Origin of the sequence: Saccharibacillus sp. CPCC 101409 (assembly GCF_030518235.1) — a bacterium.
Lineage (GTDB): Bacteria > Bacillota > Bacilli > Paenibacillales > Paenibacillaceae > Saccharibacillus.
On sequence record NZ_JAULSA010000003.1, the window covers coordinates 94,647 to 114,346 of the forward strand.

Here is a 19,700-nt window from a genome sequence, read left to right on the forward strand (position 1 = left end):
TCCTAATAAACGGAGCAGTGCTCAACTCATTATAACTCAGGTACGCGAGAGGAGAAAGCAAGATGTCTATACACACAATGAAAGCCGTTCGTCAGCACGAATTCGGAGGTCCCGAAGTCCTGCGTTACGAGGAAGCGCCGCTTCCCGAATTGAAGCCGGGGGAAGTGCTGGTCCGGGTTCGCGCGGTCGGCATCAACCCGCCGGATTGGTATCTGCGCGACGGATACAAGGCTCTTCCTCCGGAGTGGCGCCGGAGTTGTCTTTCCCGATTATCCTGGGAACGGACATCTCGGGCGTCGTCGAAGCGGCGGCGGAAGATGTGCGCGACTTCGCCGTCGGCGACGAAGTATTCGGCATGGTTCGTTTTCCCGGCATGGCGGAAAGCGCCGCTTATGCCGAGTACGTCGCCGCGCCGGCGTCCCATCTTGCGCTCAAGCCGGCAGGCATCGATCATGCGCAGGCCGCCGGAGCGCCCATGGCGGGTCTGACCGCCTGGCAGTTCCTGATTGAGCTGGGGCATCGCGAAGCGAATCCGCTTCAACCAGAAGAGCACCGCCCGGTACCGCTTAACGGCAAAAAGGTACTTGTGAACGGCGCGGCGGGCGGAGTCGGCCATCTGGCGGTCCAATTGGCGAAATGGCAGGGCGCGCACGTGATCGCGGTGGCATCGGGCAAGCACGAATCGTTCCTGCGTCAGCTCGGCGCGGACGAATTCATCGATTATACCAAGAGCAATCCCGAAGATCTCGCGCACGACCTCGACCTCGTTCTCGACACGCTGGGCGGACCGACAACCGGCCGCTTCCTGCGCACGCTCAAGCGCGGCGGCGCTTTGTTCCCGGTATTCCTGGGCTTCTCCGACGCCGAGGAAGCGGCAAAGCTGGGAATCGCCGTGTCGACGACCCAGGTGCGCTCGAACGGTCCGCAGCTCGCGGAATTGGGCCGCCTGCTCGAAGACGGAACGGTCCGCGTCGCAATCGACAGCACTTTCCCGCTCGCCGGCGCCCGCGAAGCGCACGAGCGGGCCGCCCGCGGACACATTCAAGGCAAGATTGTGCTTACAGTCCAGTAAAAAGTATAAGGGCTAAGGATACAAGCTCTTAAAAAAACGCTTGTTTACGGAGCAAGCAAACGAGCGTAAATAATAATGAAAGGGACTCGTAAACCGGACGCTTTGAACAAAGCCCGGTTTAACGAGTCCTTTTTTGTATGCGAACGGCTCTGTAAACATGTACCTTATGTCACAATCATGACAGATTAAAACTCTATTGCCTCATGGAAGGTGAAACAGTTTGGATCTATTCAGAAGCTGCAATATCAGTTATTTTGTGATTATTAACAACAGTTCATGTATATTTTCCTGACATGCACTAAGGACAGAAGAGCAAGAATGAAATAAGATGAAACACGGAGGACTTTTATGCAGAAAGAAGTTGTGATTACCAATCCGCTGGGGATTCACTCCAGACCCTCGGGAGAAATCATGAAGAAGGCTAAAATCTATCCTTGTATGGTTACGCTTACAAAAGAGGGGAGAGAGGTGAATGCGAAAAGCATCGTCAGCATCCTGACTCTGGAGCTTCAATGCGGAGACCGGGTGCTGCTCAAAACGGAAGGCGACCGGGAAGAAGAAGCCCTCCAGGAAATCGGGGACCTGCTGGAATCTTTCCTGGATTAACGCGGCGCCTAAGGGGGAGATACAGAATGACGCTATCCGTGAGATCGCGAGCTCTTCTCAAAAAGATCTTGCAGGTTCAGTATCCGCTGAGAATCAAGCACTGCGCCGACGAATTTCAGGTCAGCGAGCGGATGATCAAATACGATCTGGAAGCCGTACGGATCTGGCTGCGCGAAGAGAATATCGAAGTGCAGTCCAAGTCCAGCGTCGGCATCTGGATCGACTGCGAAGACGAAGAGCGCACACAGCTGCTGGCCAAGCTGGAAGATTCGGCAGGCCGGGTATTTATGAACCAGCTGGAGCGGGTGCGCTGCGCCATTTTGGATCTGATGATGAGCGATTCGCCGCTCACGATCGGAGAACTGATGAAGCGCAATCAGGTCACCCGCAGCACCACGCAGTCGGATCTGCTGCTGACCGAAGAATTTCTCGGTCGCTGGGAGCTTCGCATCGAGCGTTCCAGGCTGGGCCTGGAGATCGTCGGCGCCGAGAATCGCAAACGGACGGCGCTGGAAAGCGTCGTGCAGGATTCGGTCGACGGAAGCGACCTGTTCGAGATCGTGCAGGGCGCGGCCCGGCGGCAGGCGCCGCCTCACTACAGCATCGTGCTGGAGCGCTTCTGGCTCGGGGTTCCCGATGGCGGGCGGATCTTCAATGCGCTGGGGCGCCTGGTGGAAGAACTGGACCGGCAGCTCGGCGTGCTGCTGTCGGACCGCGTCATCGTCGCCGTATTTATCCGCCTGTGCATCGCCGTGCAGCGCCGCGAGTACGAATCGGCGCTGCCGCCGGAAGATCCGGAATCGGAGCGCCTGATCGACGGACTGAAAGGCCACGCCGTTTTTCGGCGGATTCTGTCCGAAGCTCCGGAAGAATGGGGATTTTCGATGTCCGACGAAGCGATCCGCTATATTTCGCTTCAGGCGACGATGGCGATCGCGCCCGGAACGGGCGGCGCGCCGAGCAGCGGCTTCGATTCGTCGGATACGTTCGAGATCGTGCGGTCGCTGCTCCGGGAAGTCGGGGAGCGGACGGGCGTATCGTTCGAGGAAGACATGCAGCTGTTCAATGCGCTGCTGGCCCGCGTCGCCGAGATGCTGAACAAGCACAGCTACGGCGTCGTCGAACCGCATCCGCTGCTGCAGGAGATTCTGCGCTCGTACCGGGCGATGTTCGAGCATGTGAAGGAAGCCGGCGCGATCGCTTTTGCCGCTTACGATCTGGCATTGAACGATTCCGATGTCGCTTCGCTCGCCCTGCTGTTCCAAACGGCTTACGAGCGCAGGGACGAACTGCCGAGGTATCGGGCGGCGGTCGTGTGCGGGACGGGCATGGGCACTTCCGCGCTGCTCAAAACGCTGATCGAAAAAGAAATCCCAATGATTCATGTCGCCGCGGTCTGCTCCATTATGGAACTCGGCAAAGTGCTGGACCTGGATCGCTACGATCTGATTGTCAGCGTCTTTCCGCTTTCGAACGGCGTGTCGGCCGTTCCGGCGGACGTGCCGGTCGTGGTGGTGAATGCCATTCCCGGCAGGCCGGACTTTCTGGCAATCCGCTCCGAACTAAAGCGGATCGAAGAAGCGGGAAGCGCGCCGCGCGGCGCGGGCACTCCGGAAAGCTATCCCGCCGGCGGAAGCCAATCGACGCTGGCGTACCGGTTTCAAAATATCATTTTCAAAGGATACACGCTCAGCAAGCAGATTATCGACCGGTTCGGGGAGCGATTGTCTCCGGAACGGGCCGACGGACTGACGCTTCACCTGCTGTATATGATGAACCGGATCGCATTCGGGACGGAGTACCGGCAGGCGGAAGAATTTCCGGCGGAGCCGGATCTCCGGTCTCCGGCCGAAGCGGCGCTTCGGGAGATTCTGGAGGAACATCATATCCAGATCAACAGCAGCGAGATTGAGGCCATACTCCGCTATCTGGAATAGGGATAGAGGAAGAGAGCAGGGAGGGTTTGCAGATGCAGCACGATTTGGTCATCCACGGCGGAACGGTGATCGACCCGTCTGCCGGACGCCGCGGCGCTTACGATATCGCGGTGTCGGACGGGAAGATCGCGGCGGTCGCCCAGCCGGGGAGTCTGGCCGGAACAGGCGCGCAGGAGCTGGACGCTTCGGGCTATTACGCGGTGCCGGGCCTGATCGACCTGCACGCGCACGTTTTCGAATCGGTCGAAGGCATGGGCGCGCGGGCGGACACGGTCGGCGTGCTCCAGGGCGTAACGACGGTGGTGGACGCGGGAAGCTCGGGGGAAAAGAACTTCGAACGCTTTCTGAGAGACAGTGTGGAAAAGAACGCGACGGATGTGAAAGCCTGGCTGAACATTTCGAGTCTGGGACTGGAAGGCGGCAAGTCGGAGCTGAAAAATACCGCCGCGCTGCATATGGACCGCACGGTCGAGCGGATTGCGCAGTTCCCGCAGATCATTATCGGGATCAAAGCCCGCATGAGCGGTTCGGTGGTGCAGGGCAGCGGCGTCGAGCCGCTGCGGATCGCCAAAGCCGCCGCCCGCAGGGCGCGGGTGCCGGTGATGGCGCATATCGGCAACGCGCCGCCCGCCCTAAGCGAAGTACTGGATCTGCTCGAAGAAGGCGACGTGGTCACGCATGCTTTTCACGGCAAACCGGGCGGTATTCTGGCCGAAGACGGACGGCTGATTCCCGAGGCGCGGGCCGCGCTGGACCGGGGCGTGCTGCTGGACGTCGGCCACGGCAGCGCCAGCTTCAGCTTCCGGGTGATGGAGCAGGCCCGGCGGCTCGGCGTTCATCCCAACTCGATCAGCACGGATATTTATTTGGACAACTGGCGCAGCGGACCGGTCTACAGCCAGACGCTGACCATGACGAAGCTGCTTGCGCTCGGCTATTCGCTGGAGCAGGTGGTGGAAATGTCGACGCTCGCGCCGGCGAAAGTTCTGAAGCAGGGCGACCGGCTCGGAACGCTGCAGGAAGGCACGCCCGCCGATATCACGCTGCTGAAGCTCGTGGACGAGCCGGCGGAGCTGGTCGACGCGGACGGGCAAACATTAACCGCGCAGCAGGTGCTCAAAGCCGGCTATGCGGTCAAAGACGGGGCGGTCGTATTATGCAAATAACGCAGCAGGCTTTGGAAGAAATGAAGCGGCAGAAAGCGATCGAGCCGGAAGAAGTCGGCGAAATCACCGCTCTGCTGGAACTGGCGCAGCGTCTGGCGGAGCAGGAAGGCGTCATCCTGTCGTTCGAGCGGACGCTCGCGATGGGCGTGCACCTAACCGCTTTTATCCGCCGTGTGCGCGGCGGAACTTACCTGCCGGAGCTTGAAGACGGCATGTTCGACGAGGTAAGCGAAGCGTTTGCCGAGGTGAGCAGACGGGTGCTGGAAAGCTATGAACTGCCGGAAGACAGAGAACTCGACGACGCGGAAGTTTTTTATCTGACAGTGCATTTCGAAGCCGCCAAGGCGTAAACGGAACTCGGGCAAATCCTTGCCGAATCCCGACCAAATCCAAAGAACGGGAGCGTGGAACATATGGAAGAGAAGGTCAAAGTGGTAATCGGGCACAGATTGGGCAAAGGGCAAAGCGTAGCCAAAGGCGTGGAAGCGGCGGGCGGAATCGCCATCTTGATTCCCGGCATCGGCGCGGATATGAAGCTTGGCGACGTGATGAACGCGGAGCAGGCCGACTTCGGCATTTCGTTCTGCGGCAGCGGCGGAGCGGGCGCGATCAACGCCAACAACAAGTACAAGTATCCGATGGTCTACGGCCTGCGTTCGGTGGAAAGCGGCGTGACGGCGATTCGCGAAGGCAAGAAAGCGATCGGGTTCGGTTTTCTCGACGTGGAAGAACTGGGCAAGAGCCTGACGGAAGAATACATCAAGCTGAACAAGGGGTGATTGCATCGTGTATCGCGAGCAGGAAATGACCGTGACGGTAAACGGAAGCGCGGAGAGCAGAGCCGGAGCTTTCCAGAAGGCGATGAGCCAGGTGAAAGTCGAGGTGACGAAGCAGCTTCCGGAAATGATCCTGCAGATCGTCCCGCAGGACGTGGAAGTGCTTTCCGCCAAAGAACTGACTTACAAAGAGCGGTTTCTCGGATTTTTGTTTCCGCGCACCCGGACCCGCTGCGATATTCGGATGAACGTATCGGTAAGCCTGCGGTACGTGAAGCTGTCGGATATTCCGTACGAAGAGCACAAGGAGAATTTGTCTCCGGCCCAGCATGCGCTGCATCTGCGCTGATCGGCTATCTGAAGTTTGGGGGGTACTCATTTGAACAGTCTGGCTATCGTGTTTGAATCGATTATTATCGGCCTGCTGGTCGGGTTCGGCGTCAGCGCGGGCGCTGCCCGCATGTTCCACGCTCCGACCGTGCAGGGGCTGGGCGCGTTTCGCAGTCTGGGGGAACTGAACGCCTGCGAAGACGATCCCGTCGCCCACTTCTCGTTCGGCCTCGGCTTTCTGTTCAATGCCTGGGCGTCCGTCGTCGGCGCAGGCGCGCTGACGGGCGACGTCGATCACCGGATCGTGCCGCACTGGTCGGCGGCGATCCTGCTGATCCGCAATCGCAAAGTCGAAGAAACGATGTACAATCCGAAAAAAATGGCGATTGCCGGCGCCGCGGTCGGCGCGGTGGTCGTGACGTTCCTGAACTTTACGGCATCCGCTATTCCGGCCGGCCTGCAAACGATCGCGAGCGGCGTTATCGTGCCGGCGGCCAACTGGCTGCTCAATCCGATCATGCCGCTGGTATTCTGGACGGCCGCGATGGACGCGGGCAAACGGACCGGGATCTGGGCGACCATCCTCGGCGGCTTCGCCCATCTGGTTATGGGCAACGCGGTGCCGGGACTCGTGCTGGGCATCCTGATCGGCAAAGGCCTCGACGACAGCGGCTGGAACCGCGTCACCAAGTCGATCACTATAGCCGTCGTTCTGCTGTTTATCTTCAGCGGATTTTTCCGGGCGTTCGACGTGGCTTTGCTGCACAGCTTGAATATCGGCATTCCGCAGGGTCTGATCGATCTGCACGCATTCTTTGGAACGGTGGTGGAGTAATATGGGCAATGTTGATATCCAGGCGGCCGATACGGCCAAACGCGGCTTCTGGTTTTCCGAATGGGCGTTTACTTTGTTCGTCGCCTGCGTAGCGTCGGGTACTTTTGCCGGCACGCATCTGTATTATGTGTACGGCGTCGGCGCGTTCAACGATATCGCGATCGTTTCGCTGCTCAAAGCCGGCATCGAAGGCGGCGGCTACGGAGCGGCGGCGGCCTTCGGCGCAAGCTTCCTGTTCGCCCGGGTGCTGGAAGGTCCGCTGGTCGGGATTCTCGACGTGGGCGGATCGATCCAGACCGGCGTCGGCATCGGCATTCCGGCGATGCTGCTGGGCGCCGGACTGACGGCTCCGCTCCAGAACTTCCCGCTGTCGCTGGCGACCGGGGCGCTGATCGGTTTTCTGATCGGCTTCCTCATTATTACGATCCGCAAATTTACGATCAAGTCGGCGCAATCGACTTACGGCGCGGACGTGATGATGGGCGCGGGCAACGCGGCCGGACGCTACCTCGGTCCGCTGCTGATCATTTCCGCGATTATGGCTTCCATTCCGGTCGGAATCGGCGCCACCCTGATGGCCGCGGTGTTCTATTACTTCAAAAAACCGATTGCGGGCGGAGCGATTATCGGCGCCATGATTATGGGGATCTTCTTCCCGATCGCGCCGCCGCAGTAAATCAGAACGGGATGGTGCAATGAATAGATTTGCGCAGTACGGCTGCAGACCGGTCATTAACGCAAGCGGCAAAATGACGGCTCTCGGCGGAAGCGCGGTGGCTTCGGAAGTGGCCGCGGCGGTCGGCGAAGCGGCGATGGATTATGTGGACGTCTCCGACTTTATGGAGGCGGCGGGCCGCGCGATCGCCGGAGCGACCGGAGCGGAGGACGGCTGTCCGACCTCCGGCGCTTCGGCGGGCATGGCAATCGCGGTCGCGGCGGTGATCGCCGGGAGCGATCCGAAGCTGATCGGACGTCTGCCGGATTCCGAAGGCCTGCGCAACGAGATCGTGGTGCAAAAAGGACATTCCGAGCCGTTCGGCGCTTTCGTCCGGCAGATGATTGCGCTGGGCGGAGGCCGGACGATCGAAGTCGGCGAACCGGATCTCACGGAAGAGCGGCATATCCGCGAAGCCGTCAACGACAGAACGGCCGCGCTGTTCTATGTCAAGTCCCACCGCACCGCGCAGAGCGGCATGCAGAGCCTGGAGGTCATGATCGCCGCCGCGCGCGAGCGCGGACTGCCGGTGATCGTGGACGCCGCCGCGGAAGAAGACCTGCGCCGCTATATCGCGGCGGGCGCGGAACTCGTCATCTACAGCGGCGCCAAAGCGCTGGAAGGACCCACTTCCGGCCTGATCTGCGGCCGCGCCGATTATATGCGGGCCTGCCGGGAGCAGTACGACGGCATCGGACGGCCGATGAAGATCGGCAAGGAAGGCATCGCCGGCCTGCTGGCGGCGCTGGAACGCTACGCCGACCGGACGGACGAGTCCGAACGGCAGAAGGAACGCATGCTGTGGCTGATCGAAGAGCTGCGGGGGATCGAAGGTCTTCGCGGCAGCATCGTGCAGGACGAAGCGGGCCGGGCTATTTACCGGGCCAAGCTGGAAGTGGACGAAGCCGCTCTGGGCTTTGACGCCGCGCGGCTGGCGGAGCGGCTGAAGACCGGAGAACCGGCGATCTATACGCGCAGCCATAAAGCCGGTCTCGGCGTGATCTACGTCGATCCTCGGCCGCTGCTGCCCGGCCAGGAAGCAGCCATCGCGGCGCGTATTAAGGAAATTGTGCAGAGTCAACAGAAATAGGTAAGAGGAGTCGAAGCCGAATGTCTATTCAACATCCCATCGTCAAATTGAACGTACTGGCCCGCGACGCCGCGAACGCCGCCGAGGTCTCGGCGGCGGCCGGCGGCCGGGTATACATCGGCGTCATGGTCAAGCATTTCGCCACGAACGACGAAGCGGCGGGCCGGGTCCGCGAGCTTCAGCAGGCCGGCATTCCGGTCTCCGTCGGCCTCGGCGGCGGCGATCCCGCCATGTGGAGCCGGGTCGTCGACGTGGCCGCGCAAACCCGGCCGGAGCATGTGAACCAGGTGTTCCCGGCGGCCGGCTACACGCTGGGCGCGCTGCGCGCGGCAGGCAGCGGACATACGCTGGTGAACGCGCTGGTTACCCCAAGCGGCACGCCGGGCCGGGTCCGGATCGCGACCGGCCCGCAGAGCGGAGCCTACCGCGAAGACCTGACCTGCGACGCGGCCGCCGCCATGCTGGCGGAACTCGGCGTGCATTCGGTCAAGCTGTACCCGATCGACGGAACCGATCGCCTGGACGAAGTCGCCGAGATGGTCAAAGCCTCGGTCCGCCAGGGCATCGCCCTGTTCGAACCGACCGGCGGCATCGACGCCCGCTCCATCGGCCGCATCGTCGAAGTCTGCGCCGAACACGGCGCGCAGACCATCGTCCCGCATATCTATACCTCCATCATCGACCCGGCGACCGGCCTGACCCGGATCTCGGACATCGAGGAACTGATCGCCGCACTGCCGGCGTGGGCGAGATAAGTCCGCGCGATCCGTCTCGATCTCTCCAACCCTCCCTGATCGGAGGGTTTTTGCGCGTCTCGGAGACTCTGCTGTTCCCGATTTCCATACGCGACCCAGGCGGATTTCTCCCGCATCTCCCCGCGCTTCTTTAACGAACAGGTCCTTTTTGGTAAGGTAATAAAGACAACAGATTCAAACGCGCCGACAAGGGAGAGAACGGGCTATGAACAAAGAAGAACAGGTCATGAGCGAATTCAGGGACCTATTCAATAAACTGACCTGGCTGAACAAAGGGAAAATGGAAGACGGCCTGCGAGGCTACAAATCTTCCGAAGTCCACTGCATCGAATACATCCACCAAATAACGGACCCCAACGTAACCAAACTGGCGGAGTCCCTGTACATGACCAGCGGCGCCATCAGCAAACTGACCCGGAAGATGATGCAAAAAGGGCTGATCGAAAGCTACCGCAAGCCGGAGAACAAAAAAGAAATCTATTTCCGTCTGACCGAGCAGGGCAAATCCGTTTACGAGATCCACGAGGAGCTGCATAACGAGTTTCGGGAGCGCGACAAAGCGATCTTCGAGCAGGTGACCGACGCGCAGTTCGACAGCATGCTCATGTTTATCCAAAAATACAGCCGGCATCTGGACACGGAGATCGAGAAGCTCGGCATCGACCCGACAGTGGACTAAACACGGAATCGGATCGCGAAAACCAACCCGATCCGAACCCGCCAACAACCCAAACAATCCGACTCGCCCTCAAGCCCAACCCTAACAAGCCCCGGCGGCTTGCCTCAAAATAGAGGTTCGGTTTCGGCCGGCGGCACCGACTATCGGCACCGGATGGAAGCCCGGCAGATCGGCCGCGGCTCTATCGGCCGCGCCGACTTTCCGGCCGTACAGCTGCGGACGCAGAGCCTCGTCGGTGCCATACGTTGACTTTTCGGCAACGTAGAGCGGTAAAACGCTGATTTCGGCAGGCTTCGTTGCTTTTTATGCAACGTACAGCGCCGCTGGAGCCCTTTTTTGTTTCAAGATAGCGTCTACATTGCTTTTTCATCACTGTAGCTCCGAATTTAGCGTCTAACTGCCGTCTACGTTGACTTTTAAGCAGCGTAAGCGTAAACGTAAGCGGAGAGCTTCCGCGTGATACAGGCAGGTTCGCATGAGCGAACCGCCATTTCAACAGCAGAAACCGAACATCGATTCGGAACAAGTCACGGGTGACTTGTTCCGAATCCAATGAACGGTTACGCACGTCTGAGAATTTGTACCTGGCCCGTGTACAAAATCTCCAACGGATTCGCACGTGAACCATGCGCGATTCAGCCGAGCGTAAACCTACTATCTAACTGAGACAAGCTACTGGCAGCCAAACTCCACAGAGAGCGGGCTGCTTTTTTATTTTTAAATTTTTGTTGCCGAGGAAGGAAAAAGATGATACGATGATTTTGCTTCCGAGGAAGGTAAAATGAGATTCGCATCTCTCGCCCCGCGGCTCGCAAACACATCCCAACATCCAAGAGGAGAATTACCATGGCCAAAACCAAATCGAAGGGAATGGGCATTCCCAAAGAAATACTGATGGCTGCCTGGGCGATCGCGCTCGGAGCCATCGCCCCCATGCTGGATTCCACGATGGTCAACATCGCAATCGATCAGCTCAACAAAGACTTCAATACGACGCTGGACACGATCCAGTGGGCGATCACCGGCTATGTGCTGGCGCTGGCGATTGCCGTTCCCATCTCCGGCTGGCTGATGAACCGATTCAACGGCAAGAAGATTTTTATCGGCGCGGTCGTCGCTTTCGGCGTGATCTCCGTGCTGGTCGGAGTCAGTTGGGACGTATCGAGCTTTATCCTGTTCCGGCTGCTTCAAGGCTTCAGCGCCGGTGTCATTACCACGCTGATGTTCACCCTGCTGGTCAAAACGACCGGTCCCGACATGCTCGGCAGAGTGATGGCCATCGTCAGCACGCCCATGATCCTCGGCCCCATCCTGGGACCGGTCGTCGGAGGCTTCGTCGTTCAGATCGCGTCGTGGCACTGGATTTTCTTTATCAACGTGTTCGTCGTCCTGATCGCCGTCCCGCTGATGATCAAAGCCGTCCCCGACTTCGAACCGTTCAACAAGGACAGCAAACTCGACGCATTCGGCATTATCGCCTTGTCCGTAATGAGTGCGGCTTTGATCTACGGCATCAGCAAGGCGGCGGACCATGCCTCGTTCAATAATAACGAAACGCTGCTGTGGACAGGCATCGGCCTGGCCTCCGCAATCGTCTACTTCGTCTACAACCGCGTTCGCGGCAACCGGACCGTGCTTCCGCTGAACCTGTTCGCGCACCGAAGCTTCTCCGCCGCCAGCGCAGGACTGTTCCTGACCAATATCGCGATCATGGGCCCGATGCTGATCCTGCCGCTGTTCTTCCAGACGTTCCGCCATTTCACCGCGATCGAAGCGGCGCTGGCGCTGATTCCGCAGGGGCTCGGCATGCTGATTACCCGGCCGTATATCGGCAAGATGATCGACCGGATCGGCGCCAAAAAAGTCGTCCTGGTCAGTATCGCGCTCTCGCTGATCGGCTCGATTCCGCTCGTCTTTATCACCGATCAGACCAGTATGGTCTGGATCTCGCTCGTGCTGTTTATCCGCGGCACCAGCGTCGGAGGCATCAGCCTTCCGCTCACCAGTGAAGCGTATACGGGACTCGGCAGCAAGCAGCTTCCGGAAGCGGGCGTCGGCATCAACATTATCGAAAACCTCGGTTCGAGCTTCGGCTCGGCCGTAATCGCCACCGTTGTCGCTACCGTCGCGCTGCAATTTCCGCATACGATAGCCGGCAGCCTGGAAGGATATCACGCCGGATTCCTGCTGTCCGCGATCGTGCTTGTGCTGATCTTCATCCCGGGACTGCTGCTTACCGGCAAGAAACCCATCTGAGCGGCTGTTCATCCGCCGCGCGCCGGGTTCGTTGACCGCGTCGAATATTCATTTTTCCATTAGCTGAATCCGCCTTCTCTTTGAACCGAAATATTTGTAAAATAGCTTTGAAAAGGAAAAAGGCGCTTTCTATTCAGGCACTCAAAGAGCGGAGGGAATGAAAGATGGACACACTCGGGGCGAGGAATATCAACGTGGTTACGCTGTTCGTCGAGGATTTGGAGAGCACGGTCGCTTTTTACGAAAAAGTATTCGGGCTTCGGCAGGTGTTCGGGGACGAGCACTCGGCCGTGTTCGACTTCGGGAATATGAGCATCAATCTGCTCCAAAGCTCCGAAGCGCCTGGTCTGATCGAACCGGGCAAAGTGGCGGAGCCGGGCAGCGGCTCGCGGTTCCAGTTTACGATTCGCGTCGAAGACGTCGAAGCGGTATGCGAGGAACTGCGGGAGCAGGGCGTAGAGCTGCTGAACGGACCGGTCGACCGTCCGTGGGGCGTGCGTACGGCGTGCTTCGCCGATCCGGGCGGACATGTGTGGGAAATTGCGCAGGAGCTGAGCGGACAGGGATAAGCAGTCCCCGTTCCGGCGCGCAAACCAAAAAGATCTCCGGCTCCCGCGGCTAACCGCGGAAACGGAGATCCTTTTTCGATGCAAGCCTGCCTATAGGCCCGGCTGCCATATGCCTGGTTAAAACGAAATCCCCGCGCCTGCGGCCGTCTGCGCGTGATAACGCCCTTTCGGCACGACCATGGGCGAGCCCGAAACGGGATCGGCGATCACTTCGCTGTCCAGGCCGAAGATTTCTTTGACCCGCTCGCTCGTGATGACCTCGGTCGGCGTGCCTTCCGCAATCAGCCGGCCGTCCTGCAGCGCGAAGATATGGTCGGCGTAGCGCGCGGACAGATTGATATCGTGCAGCACCATGACGATCGTCGTCCCGTGCTTGCGGTTGAGGTCGGTCAGCAGGTCGAGAATCTCGACCTGATACGTGATATCCAGAAACGTCGTCGGCTCGTCGAGGAACAGGATATCCGTCTGCTGCGCCATCGCCATGGCGATCCAGACGCGCTGGCGCTGTCCGCCCGACAATTCGTCGATGTTGTGGTTGGCGAACTCCGTGATATCCATCAGCTCCATCGCTTCGGCGACGGCTTCGTAATCTTTCTTGGACCAGCCGCCGAGCAGCGGCTGGTGCGGGAAGCGCCCGCGTCCGACCAGGTCCGCGACGGAGATGCCTTCCGGCACGATCGGGGACTGCGGCAGCAGCCCGACGATCCGGGCCAGCTGCTTGGACGGGTATTTGGCGATCGGCCTGCCGTCCAGCGTGATGCTGCCGGAAGTCGGCTTGAGCAGCCGGGCCAGCGCTTTGAGCAGCGTCGATTTGCCGCAGCCGTTCGAGCCGATAATCACGCTGATCTTATTGCCCGGCAGGCTCAGGTCCACGCCGTTGATTACGGTCTTGTGCTCGTAGCCGGCGACGACCTGCTCGGCCCGGAAAATATGGTTCGGCTTCATCACAATTCCCCTTTCTGGTTCATTCGGATCAACAGGAAGATCAGGTAGGGCGCTCCGAGCAATCCGGTAATGACGCCGACGGGGAAACGGGTGACAAAAGCGTATTGGCCGATCAGATCGGCGGCCAGGACGAGATTGACGCCGACGAGTCCCGCCGGAATCAGGCTGTGGAAGCCGGTTCCGACCAGCCGCTTGGCGATCGGCCCGGCCAGGAACGAGACGAACGCGATCGGACCCGTCGTGGCCGTCGCGATCGCCACCACGAACACGGCGCAGACGATCAGCGCGATTCTTGTCTTGTCGGTGCTGACGCCGAGCGAAGAAGCCGACTGCTCGCCGAGTTCCAGCACGTGCAGGTGCTTGCCGAGAACCATCAGGATCGGCGTGCAGATCAGCACGATGATAACCAGCGGCGGCAGTTCGCTCATTTTGGAGCCGTTCAGGCTGCCGGACAGCCAGCGGATCGCGGCCGGCACGTCTTTCTCCGAGCTGATGAGCAGCAGATAAGAGATTACGGCGTCGAGCATGGCCTGAATGCCGATCCCGATCAGGATCAGCCGCCCGATCGAGAAGATCCTGCCGCGCGACAGGACATAGATCACGATGACCGTCGCCAGTCCCGCCGCCACCGCGGCGGCGGACGTGAACGCCCCGCTCGCCTGCAGCACCGTCAGGCAGAACACGGCCGCGGCGCTCGAACCCGACGTGATGCCGATGACGTTCGGATTGGCGAGCGGATTGCGCAGCAGCGTCTGGAACGTATAGCCGGCGACGCCGAATGCGAAACCGGCGAACAATCCGGCCAGCATGCGCGGCAGCCGCAGCGTGCTAACGGCGAACGAGACGCCTTTGATCTTCTCGCCGGCCAGCGCGCGCACGACCTGGTCGAGCGGATAGATCGTATTACCGAGAATCAGCATCGCGCAGCAGAGACCCGCAGCAATCAAAGCCAGAATGCCGGTGACGAGCAGCCAGCGGCGCTGCCGCTCTCGCCGTCCCGCGCGGATCAGCGCGACGGAGCCGGCAAAGGGTTTGCTTTTCAATGTCAGGGTCATAAGGAACGCCCCTTTGCCCGTATCGCGAGCACGATCAGAATCGGCGCGCCCACGAAGGCGGTCACCACGCCTACTTCAAGTTCTCCCGGGCTGCCGATCAGCCGGCCGCACACATCCGAGACGGTCAGGATGACGGCTCCGGCGATCGCGGACATCGGAATCACGAAGCGCAGATCCGGTCCGATCATCAGCCGCACGACATGGGTCGCCAGCAGGCCGATAAAGCCGATCGGTCCGGCCAGCGCCGTCGCGGCGCCGCACAGCACGACGCCCGCCAGCGCCGCGATCAGCCGCAGCGTGCCGGTCTTGACGCCGAGCCCTTTGGCCGCTTCGTCGCCCAGCGCCAGCGCGTTCAGCGCAGGCGAGGTCAGGAAGCCGATCGCCAGGCCGACCAGCAGAAACGGAATAAAAGTCGTAATGCTGTTCCACGTTCCCGAACCGACGCTGCCCACCTGCCAGAAGCGGAACTGGTCCATGACGTGCGAGCGGGGGATCAGGATCGCCGTCACCAGCGAGGACAGCGCCGCGCTGGTCGCGGCTCCGGCCAGAATCAGCTTGATGGGCGTGGCTCCGCCGCGTCCGAGCGAGCCGATGCCGAACACGAACACCGCCGTAATCGCGGCTCCGGCCATCGCCAGCCAGATATATTCGTTTGCCGTAGTCATATTCAGGAAAGCCATGCCGCACACCACGAACAAGGAAGCTCCCGTATTCACGCCCAGGATGCTCGGATCGGCGATCGGATTGCGCGTGACCGCCTGCATCAGCGAGCCGGACACGCCCAGCGCTCCGCCGCAAAACAGGCTGAACACCGTGCGGGAGACCCGTTTGCGCACGATATTCGCCCCGTAGGAGTCCACCTCGGGGTGGAACAAACCGTCGACTAAATCGTGAAACGGCACTGCCCGGGAGCCGAAAGCCAGGGAAGCGAGAATACTCGCCCCCAGCAGGATCAGGCTCACGATCAGTACCGTGGAGAAATGCTTTGGGATGTGCGGACTCGGACGGTGGTCGCTCGAGACCGTAAGATGGCTCATCTTGTTTATTTAACCTTGTCGGCGGCGGCGCCGAGCAGCTTCATGTAGTCGTCGATCGTGTACGCGATCGAGAGCGGAGTCGGCGTGCCGGCCGCAACCAGCGGCGTATCGGCGGCGATGAACGCCACGGAACCGCGTTCGATGGCCGGGATCTTGCCGAGCAGCGGATCGGCTTTGAGCGCTTCGTACAGTTTGTCGTCGCCGTAGCCGACGATAATGTCCACGTCGTTCAGCGCTTCGGCGTTCTCGGCGCTCAGTTCCAGCGAATAGCTGTCCGGATCGGTGATCTTCGACGTGATGCTTTCCGGGTAAGTCAGGCCCATTTCTTCCAGGAACGATACGCGGGTATCGACCGGCGTGTAGATGTGCAGCTTGGACAGGTCGTCGGCCGAGAAGTTAACCCAGGCGATTTTCTTGTCTTTAAGCTGCGGATAAGCGGCGAACTTGTCGCTGACCAGCTTTTCCGTATCGGCGATCAGCTGATCGCCTTCGACTTTCAGGCCCATGCCTTCGGCGCTCAACTGAATTTGCTCGCGCCATTTGGTCGTCCACGGGGAAGTCGGATAAGCGACGACCGGAGCGATCTCGCTCAGCGTATCGTAATCTTCCTGCGTGATGCCGGAGTAAGCGGCCAGGATCACGTCGGGCTTGGCGTCGGAGATCGCTTCGAAGTCGAGGCCGTCGGTGTCCTGGAACACGTTCGGATCGGTCGCGCCGAGTTCGTCGAGTTTCTCTTTCGTCCAAGGCAGAAGGCCTTTGTCTTCGTCTTTCACGCCGAAGTTTGCGGCGGAGAAGCCGACCGGCACGACGCCGAGCGCCAGCGCCACGTCCTGGTTGCCCCATTGGATCGTCACGACGCGTTCCGGCTTTTTCTCGATTACGGCGTCGCCGAGCGCGCTTTTGATCGTGACCGGGTACTGGGTATCGTCCTGCGCGGCGGCGTCTTCGGCCGGCGCTTCTTCTTCGGCGGGTTCTTCGGCTGCCGCGTCCGGAGCCGCCGTTTCTTCTGTGACCGCCGGTTCGGTGCCGGCCGATTCGTTCGAAGCCGTTTGCGAATTGCCGCAGGCGGAGAGCACGAGCATCAGCATCATAACGAGAATTAACGAGGCGAATCCAAACTTTCTTCTGGTGTTCATGAGGTCCCCTTTCAGATCAGGCTGTATTTTTGTGTTCCCTGATTGACTTTGCCGCGCCGTTCGCCCCGGGTTAAAATAGAAGGAGGAAAAAAGCGAATTGAGACTATGTAAGCATGGATATACATTGATAATGATTATCAACTTCACTTACTATAGCCGCTTTCCGGAAAGAGTGTCAATAACAAATTCGCAGTCCAATCCCGAACTTTTCGGGCGATTCCGGTAATTTTGGACGTTAAAAAGCGTTTTATTTAAAATTGAATTCAGAAAATAACAGTTCGGGAGGGCAAACATGCATACACGGGAAAGTTTGATCGGTCAGCTGCAAAAGCTGGGAATCGACGAGAAAGGGACACTGCTGATCCATTCTTCGATGAAAAGCCTGGGAGCGGTCGAAGGCGGGGCGGACACGGTGCTGGATGCCTGGTCGGCGTATATGGAGGACGGATTGCTGGTGCTGCCGACGCATACCTGGTCTTCGATCAAGGCGCGGAATCCCAAATTTTACGTGGAGGATACGCCGTGCTGCGTCGGCATCCTGCCCGAGCTGTTCCGCAAACGGCCCGGCGTTGTCCGTTCCTGGCATCCGACGCATTCGGTAGCCGCGCTGGGCGCGGACGCCGAAGACTTTACGCGGGGCGACGAGCGCTTCGACACGCCGTGCGCGCGGGGGTCGGTCTGGGGCAGGCTGCTCGATCGCCGGGCGACTATTCTGCTGGTCGGTGTCGATCTGCGGCGCAATACGTTTATTCACGGTGTCGAGGAGTGGGCGGATATTCCCGGCAGACTGACGGACGGCCATGAAGACCTGATTACCGTGCTGCCGGACGGAACCGAGATTCCCGTTCCTTCGCGCCGGCACTGCGGATTGTCCTGGTCGGAGCATTTCTGGAAAGTGGACGGGGTGCTGGAGAAAGAAGGCGTGATGCGAAAAGGAACGCTGGGCGACGCGGAGGTCAGGGTGTGTGACGCGGCCGGCGTGGCGCGGGTGATTACGACCATGCTGGAGGTGAATCCGGATTTGTTTTCGGATAATCGGGCGTTGGAACAAAGTCGGAACGGAGAAGGAAGCGGTATTTGAGATAGAGGTTGAATTCGAAGCCGAAGCCGCGATCGACGGTTCGGGCGTTCGCGCTTTAATCGCGGGCGGATTCCGCCGGGACTCCCTTCTTCGCGGCTGCCGCGTCCGGCAATGCTGCATATCGGCAGCAAATTCGGCGGTTACAGGCGATTGGGCGAGCAATCATGCGAATACGCATCATTTTTTGCGCAAACAAGCTTTTTGGCAGGCAAATGAACGGGTTTCGTCCGAATTTGCTGCGCATACGCATCAATGACCGCGTTCCTGCTCTGCCGCGCTCAAAATGATGCGGATATGCAGCAATGCGCCGTCCCGCTTCCGGTTGCCATTTTTCCGCCAATTCGTTATGCTGAACTCAAACTTCATAAGAATGCGGGTGCTGGATGAAGTCCGGCTGAGATGGAAACCTTGTGTTTTCGGACCGTTAATCTGATCCAGGTAATGCTGGCGTAGAGAACCTCATTCGAATTGTCCAAGCCATTCGTGTATTCTCGGATGGCTTTTTTGCATATCCGGATTGGGGGAAAAGGAGGTATCGCGGAAAGTGGAAGCTGAACGCACCAAACGCACACCGGATATACAAGGCGGGGAGGCAGCGGCGGCAAAAAACGAAGGAAGCCGCGGGGAAACGCCGGACGCGGGCGCGCCCGACGAACGGTACTCCCGGCAGACGCTGTTCGCTCCGATTGGCGCGGAAGGACAGCGCCGGCTGGCCGAACGCCGCGTCTGCATCGTCGGGATGGGCGCGCTCGGCACGGTGCTGGCGAATCATATGGTCCGCGCGGGCGTCGGAAGCGTGCGCATCGTCGACCGCGACTATGTGGAGCGCAGCAATTTGCAGCGGCAGATGCTGTACGACGAGGAAGACGCCGAACTGGCGCTGCCCAAAGTGGTCGCGGCGGAGCGCAAACTGCGGCGCATCAACTCGTCGATCTCGCTCGAAGCGGTCACGGCCGACGTTACGCCGGGCAATGCAACGGAGCTGATCGAAGGCGCGGATCTGGTGCTGGACGGGACGGACAATTTTCAAACGCGGTTTCTGCTGAACGACGTTTGCTACCGCGAAGGCATTCCGTTCGTGTACGGGGGCGCCGTCGGCTCGCGCGGCATGAGCGCGATCTTCGTGCCCGGCGCGACGCCGTGCCTGCGCTGCCTGATCCCGGCCGCCGATTCCGGCGGGGAGACGTGCGATACCGTGGGCGTGATCTCGCCTGTGGTCGATCTGGTCGCGTCGTACCAGGCGGCGGAAGCGCTGAAATTTCTGGTGGGCGACGAAGCGGCGAGAAGAGACGGGCTGGTCACGTTCGACGTGTGGAACAATTACTATCATGTGCTGAAGCTGGGCCGGCCGCGGGAAGACTGCCTGTGCTGCGGGCTGCGGCAGTATCCGGCGCTCGGGCGCGAAGAAGAAACGACGCTGTCGCTGTGCGGCCGGGATTCGATTCAGATCGCCGGCCGCGCGCCGTTCGATCTGGAGCTGTGGGAACGGAAGCTGAGCGCCGCGCTGCCGGGTCTCAAAGCCAATCCGTACCTGCTGCGCGGCGCTCTGCCGGAAGGCGGGCGGATCGTGCTGTTCGCGGACGGGCGGGTGCTGGTGCAGGGGACGGACGATCCCGTTCGTGCGCGGACGATTTACGACCGGTATATCGGGAGTTGAAGC

Annotated in this window: 20 protein-coding genes and 1 riboswitch; of the genes, 16 read left to right on the forward strand and 4 right to left on the reverse strand. The window is 60.1% G+C overall.

Annotated elements, in window-relative coordinates; all coding sequences use genetic code 11:
* Window positions 1–244 precede the first annotated feature (244 nt).
* From QWJ34_RS08335 to QWJ34_RS08400, 14 genes are all read left to right on the forward strand, one after another.
* Window positions 245–1,072 carry an NADP-dependent oxidoreductase gene (locus QWJ34_RS08335; RefSeq protein ID WP_483314254.1) on the forward strand — a complete coding sequence of 276 codons (828 nt, stop codon included), beginning with the start codon at window positions 245–247 and terminating at the stop codon, window positions 1,070–1,072.
* 348 nt (window positions 1,073–1,420) lie between these two features.
* Window positions 1,421–1,678: an HPr family phosphocarrier protein gene (locus QWJ34_RS08340; protein WP_302726877.1), complete on the forward strand. Its 258-nt coding sequence runs from the start codon at window positions 1,421–1,423 to the stop codon at window positions 1,676–1,678.
* 26 nt (window positions 1,679–1,704) lie between these two features.
* Window positions 1,705–3,615, forward strand: coding sequence for a BglG family transcription antiterminator (locus QWJ34_RS08345; protein ID WP_302726878.1), 1,911 nt, complete (start codon window positions 1,705–1,707; stop codon window positions 3,613–3,615).
* 32 nt (window positions 3,616–3,647) lie between these two features.
* On the forward strand, window positions 3,648–4,781 hold the full coding sequence (locus QWJ34_RS08350; protein WP_302726879.1) for an amidohydrolase/deacetylase family metallohydrolase: 1,134 nt from the start codon (window positions 3,648–3,650) through the stop codon (window positions 4,779–4,781).
* The gene (locus tag QWJ34_RS08355; protein WP_302726881.1) at window positions 4,772–5,131 is read left to right on the forward strand and encodes a PRD domain-containing protein; all 360 of its coding nucleotides are present in this window, start codon (window positions 4,772–4,774) and stop codon (window positions 5,129–5,131) included. Before QWJ34_RS08350 ends, QWJ34_RS08355 begins: the two co-directional genes overlap by 10 nt.
* A 63-nt stretch (window positions 5,132–5,194) precedes the next feature.
* Window positions 5,195–5,560 carry an SFCGS family glycine-rich protein gene (locus QWJ34_RS08360; protein ID WP_302726883.1) on the forward strand — a complete coding sequence of 122 codons (366 nt, stop codon included), beginning with the start codon at window positions 5,195–5,197 and terminating at the stop codon, window positions 5,558–5,560.
* Between the two features lie 7 nt (window positions 5,561–5,567).
* Complete coding sequence (locus tag QWJ34_RS08365; protein WP_302726885.1) at window positions 5,568–5,906, forward strand: DUF4312 family protein; 339 nt, start codon at window positions 5,568–5,570, stop codon at window positions 5,904–5,906.
* 30 nt (window positions 5,907–5,936) lie between these two features.
* Entirely contained in the window at window positions 5,937–6,722 is a 786-nt protein-coding gene (locus QWJ34_RS08370) for a DUF4311 domain-containing protein (protein WP_302726887.1), read from the forward strand.
* 1 nt (window position 6,723) lies between these two features.
* Window positions 6,724–7,398 carry a DUF4310 family protein gene (locus QWJ34_RS08375; protein WP_302726889.1) on the forward strand — a complete coding sequence of 225 codons (675 nt, stop codon included), beginning with the start codon at window positions 6,724–6,726 and terminating at the stop codon, window positions 7,396–7,398.
* A gap of 19 nt (window positions 7,399–7,417) precedes the next feature.
* On the forward strand, window positions 7,418–8,527 hold the full coding sequence (locus tag QWJ34_RS08380; RefSeq protein ID WP_302726890.1) for a DgaE family pyridoxal phosphate-dependent ammonia lyase: 1,110 nt from the start codon (window positions 7,418–7,420) through the stop codon (window positions 8,525–8,527).
* 20 nt (window positions 8,528–8,547) lie between these two features.
* Window positions 8,548–9,282 carry a KDGP aldolase gene (locus tag QWJ34_RS08385; RefSeq protein ID WP_302726892.1) on the forward strand — a complete coding sequence of 245 codons (735 nt, stop codon included), beginning with the start codon at window positions 8,548–8,550 and terminating at the stop codon, window positions 9,280–9,282.
* Between the two features lie 205 nt (window positions 9,283–9,487).
* Window positions 9,488–9,961, forward strand: a complete 474-nt coding sequence (locus tag QWJ34_RS08390; RefSeq protein ID WP_302726894.1) for a MarR family transcriptional regulator — start codon at window positions 9,488–9,490, stop codon at window positions 9,959–9,961.
* Between the two features lie 846 nt (window positions 9,962–10,807).
* Window positions 10,808–12,217, forward strand: coding sequence for an MDR family MFS transporter (locus tag QWJ34_RS08395; RefSeq protein ID WP_302726896.1), 1,410 nt, complete (start codon window positions 10,808–10,810; stop codon window positions 12,215–12,217).
* Window positions 12,218–12,381: 164 nt separating this feature from the next.
* Window positions 12,382–12,786 (forward strand): VOC family protein, encoded by a 405-nt coding sequence (locus QWJ34_RS08400; RefSeq protein WP_302726898.1) that lies wholly within the window; start codon window positions 12,382–12,384, stop codon window positions 12,784–12,786.
* A gap of 117 nt (window positions 12,787–12,903) precedes the next feature.
* Here QWJ34_RS08400 and QWJ34_RS08405 read toward each other — a convergent pair whose 3' ends face one another.
* Genes QWJ34_RS08405 through QWJ34_RS08420 form a run of 4 tightly spaced genes read right to left on the reverse strand, consistent with a single transcriptional unit; the run spans window position 12,904 to window position 16,959 of the window.
* On the reverse strand, window positions 12,904–13,731 hold the full coding sequence (locus QWJ34_RS08405; protein WP_302726900.1) for an ABC transporter ATP-binding protein: 828 nt from the start codon (window positions 13,729–13,731) through the stop codon (window positions 12,904–12,906).
* Entirely contained in the window at window positions 13,731–14,786 is a 1,056-nt protein-coding gene (locus QWJ34_RS08410) for a FecCD family ABC transporter permease (protein WP_302726901.1), read from the reverse strand. The genes QWJ34_RS08405 and QWJ34_RS08410 overlap by 1 nt, the downstream gene beginning before the upstream one ends.
* Window positions 14,783–15,823, reverse strand: coding sequence for a FecCD family ABC transporter permease (locus QWJ34_RS08415; RefSeq protein ID WP_302726903.1), 1,041 nt, complete (start codon window positions 15,821–15,823; stop codon window positions 14,783–14,785). The genes QWJ34_RS08410 and QWJ34_RS08415 overlap by 4 nt, the downstream gene beginning before the upstream one ends.
* Before the next feature lie 5 nt (window positions 15,824–15,828).
* Window positions 15,829–16,959: an iron-siderophore ABC transporter substrate-binding protein gene (locus QWJ34_RS08420; protein ID WP_302726905.1), complete on the reverse strand. Its 1,131-nt coding sequence runs from the start codon at window positions 16,957–16,959 to the stop codon at window positions 15,829–15,831.
* A 292-nt stretch (window positions 16,960–17,251) separates the two neighbouring features.
* Between QWJ34_RS08420 and QWJ34_RS08425 the strand changes: the two genes are divergently transcribed.
* Window positions 17,252–18,040 carry an AAC(3) family N-acetyltransferase gene (locus tag QWJ34_RS08425; RefSeq protein WP_302726907.1) on the forward strand — a complete coding sequence of 263 codons (789 nt, stop codon included), beginning with the start codon at window positions 17,252–17,254 and terminating at the stop codon, window positions 18,038–18,040.
* A gap of 362 nt (window positions 18,041–18,402) precedes the next feature.
* Window positions 18,403–18,513: riboswitch (TPP riboswitch) on the forward strand.
* A 71-nt stretch (window positions 18,514–18,584) separates the two neighbouring features.
* Entirely contained in the window at window positions 18,585–19,697 is a 1,113-nt protein-coding gene (locus QWJ34_RS08430) for a ThiF family adenylyltransferase (protein WP_302726909.1), read from the forward strand.
* Window positions 19,698–19,700: the final 3 nt, after the last annotated feature.

What these genes read in the sequence shown, in the direction of transcription:
- QWJ34_RS08340 (WP_302726877.1), top strand. Translation starts at nt 1,421, where the DNA reads ATGCAGAAAGAAGTTGTGATTACCAATCCGCTGGGGATTCACTCCAGA.
- QWJ34_RS08345 (WP_302726878.1), top strand. Translation starts at nt 1,705, where the DNA reads ATGACGCTATCCGTGAGATCGCGAGCTCTTCTCAAAAAGATCTTGCAG.
- QWJ34_RS08350 (WP_302726879.1), top strand. Translation starts at nt 3,648, where the DNA reads ATGCAGCACGATTTGGTCATCCACGGCGGAACGGTGATCGACCCGTCT.
- QWJ34_RS08355 (WP_302726881.1), top strand. Translation starts at nt 4,772, where the DNA reads ATGCAAATAACGCAGCAGGCTTTGGAAGAAATGAAGCGGCAGAAAGCG.
- QWJ34_RS08360 (WP_302726883.1), top strand. Translation starts at nt 5,195, where the DNA reads ATGGAAGAGAAGGTCAAAGTGGTAATCGGGCACAGATTGGGCAAAGGG.
- QWJ34_RS08375 (WP_302726889.1), top strand. Translation starts at nt 6,724, where the DNA reads ATGGGCAATGTTGATATCCAGGCGGCCGATACGGCCAAACGCGGCTTC.
- QWJ34_RS08380 (WP_302726890.1), top strand. Translation starts at nt 7,418, where the DNA reads ATGAATAGATTTGCGCAGTACGGCTGCAGACCGGTCATTAACGCAAGC.
- QWJ34_RS08385 (WP_302726892.1), top strand. Translation starts at nt 8,548, where the DNA reads ATGTCTATTCAACATCCCATCGTCAAATTGAACGTACTGGCCCGCGAC.
- QWJ34_RS08390 (WP_302726894.1), top strand. Translation starts at nt 9,488, where the DNA reads ATGAACAAAGAAGAACAGGTCATGAGCGAATTCAGGGACCTATTCAAT.
- QWJ34_RS08395 (WP_302726896.1), top strand. Translation starts at nt 10,808, where the DNA reads ATGGCCAAAACCAAATCGAAGGGAATGGGCATTCCCAAAGAAATACTG.
- QWJ34_RS08400 (WP_302726898.1), top strand. Translation starts at nt 12,382, where the DNA reads ATGGACACACTCGGGGCGAGGAATATCAACGTGGTTACGCTGTTCGTC.
- QWJ34_RS08405 (WP_302726900.1), bottom strand. Translation starts at nt 13,731, where the DNA reads ATGAAGCCGAACCATATTTTCCGGGCCGAGCAGGTCGTCGCCGGCTAC.
- QWJ34_RS08410 (WP_302726901.1), bottom strand. Translation starts at nt 14,786, where the DNA reads ATGACCCTGACATTGAAAAGCAAACCCTTTGCCGGCTCCGTCGCGCTG.
- QWJ34_RS08415 (WP_302726903.1), bottom strand. Translation starts at nt 15,823, where the DNA reads ATGAGCCATCTTACGGTCTCGAGCGACCACCGTCCGAGTCCGCACATC.
- QWJ34_RS08420 (WP_302726905.1), bottom strand. Translation starts at nt 16,959, where the DNA reads ATGAACACCAGAAGAAAGTTTGGATTCGCCTCGTTAATTCTCGTTATG.
- QWJ34_RS08425 (WP_302726907.1), top strand. Translation starts at nt 17,252, where the DNA reads ATGCATACACGGGAAAGTTTGATCGGTCAGCTGCAAAAGCTGGGAATC.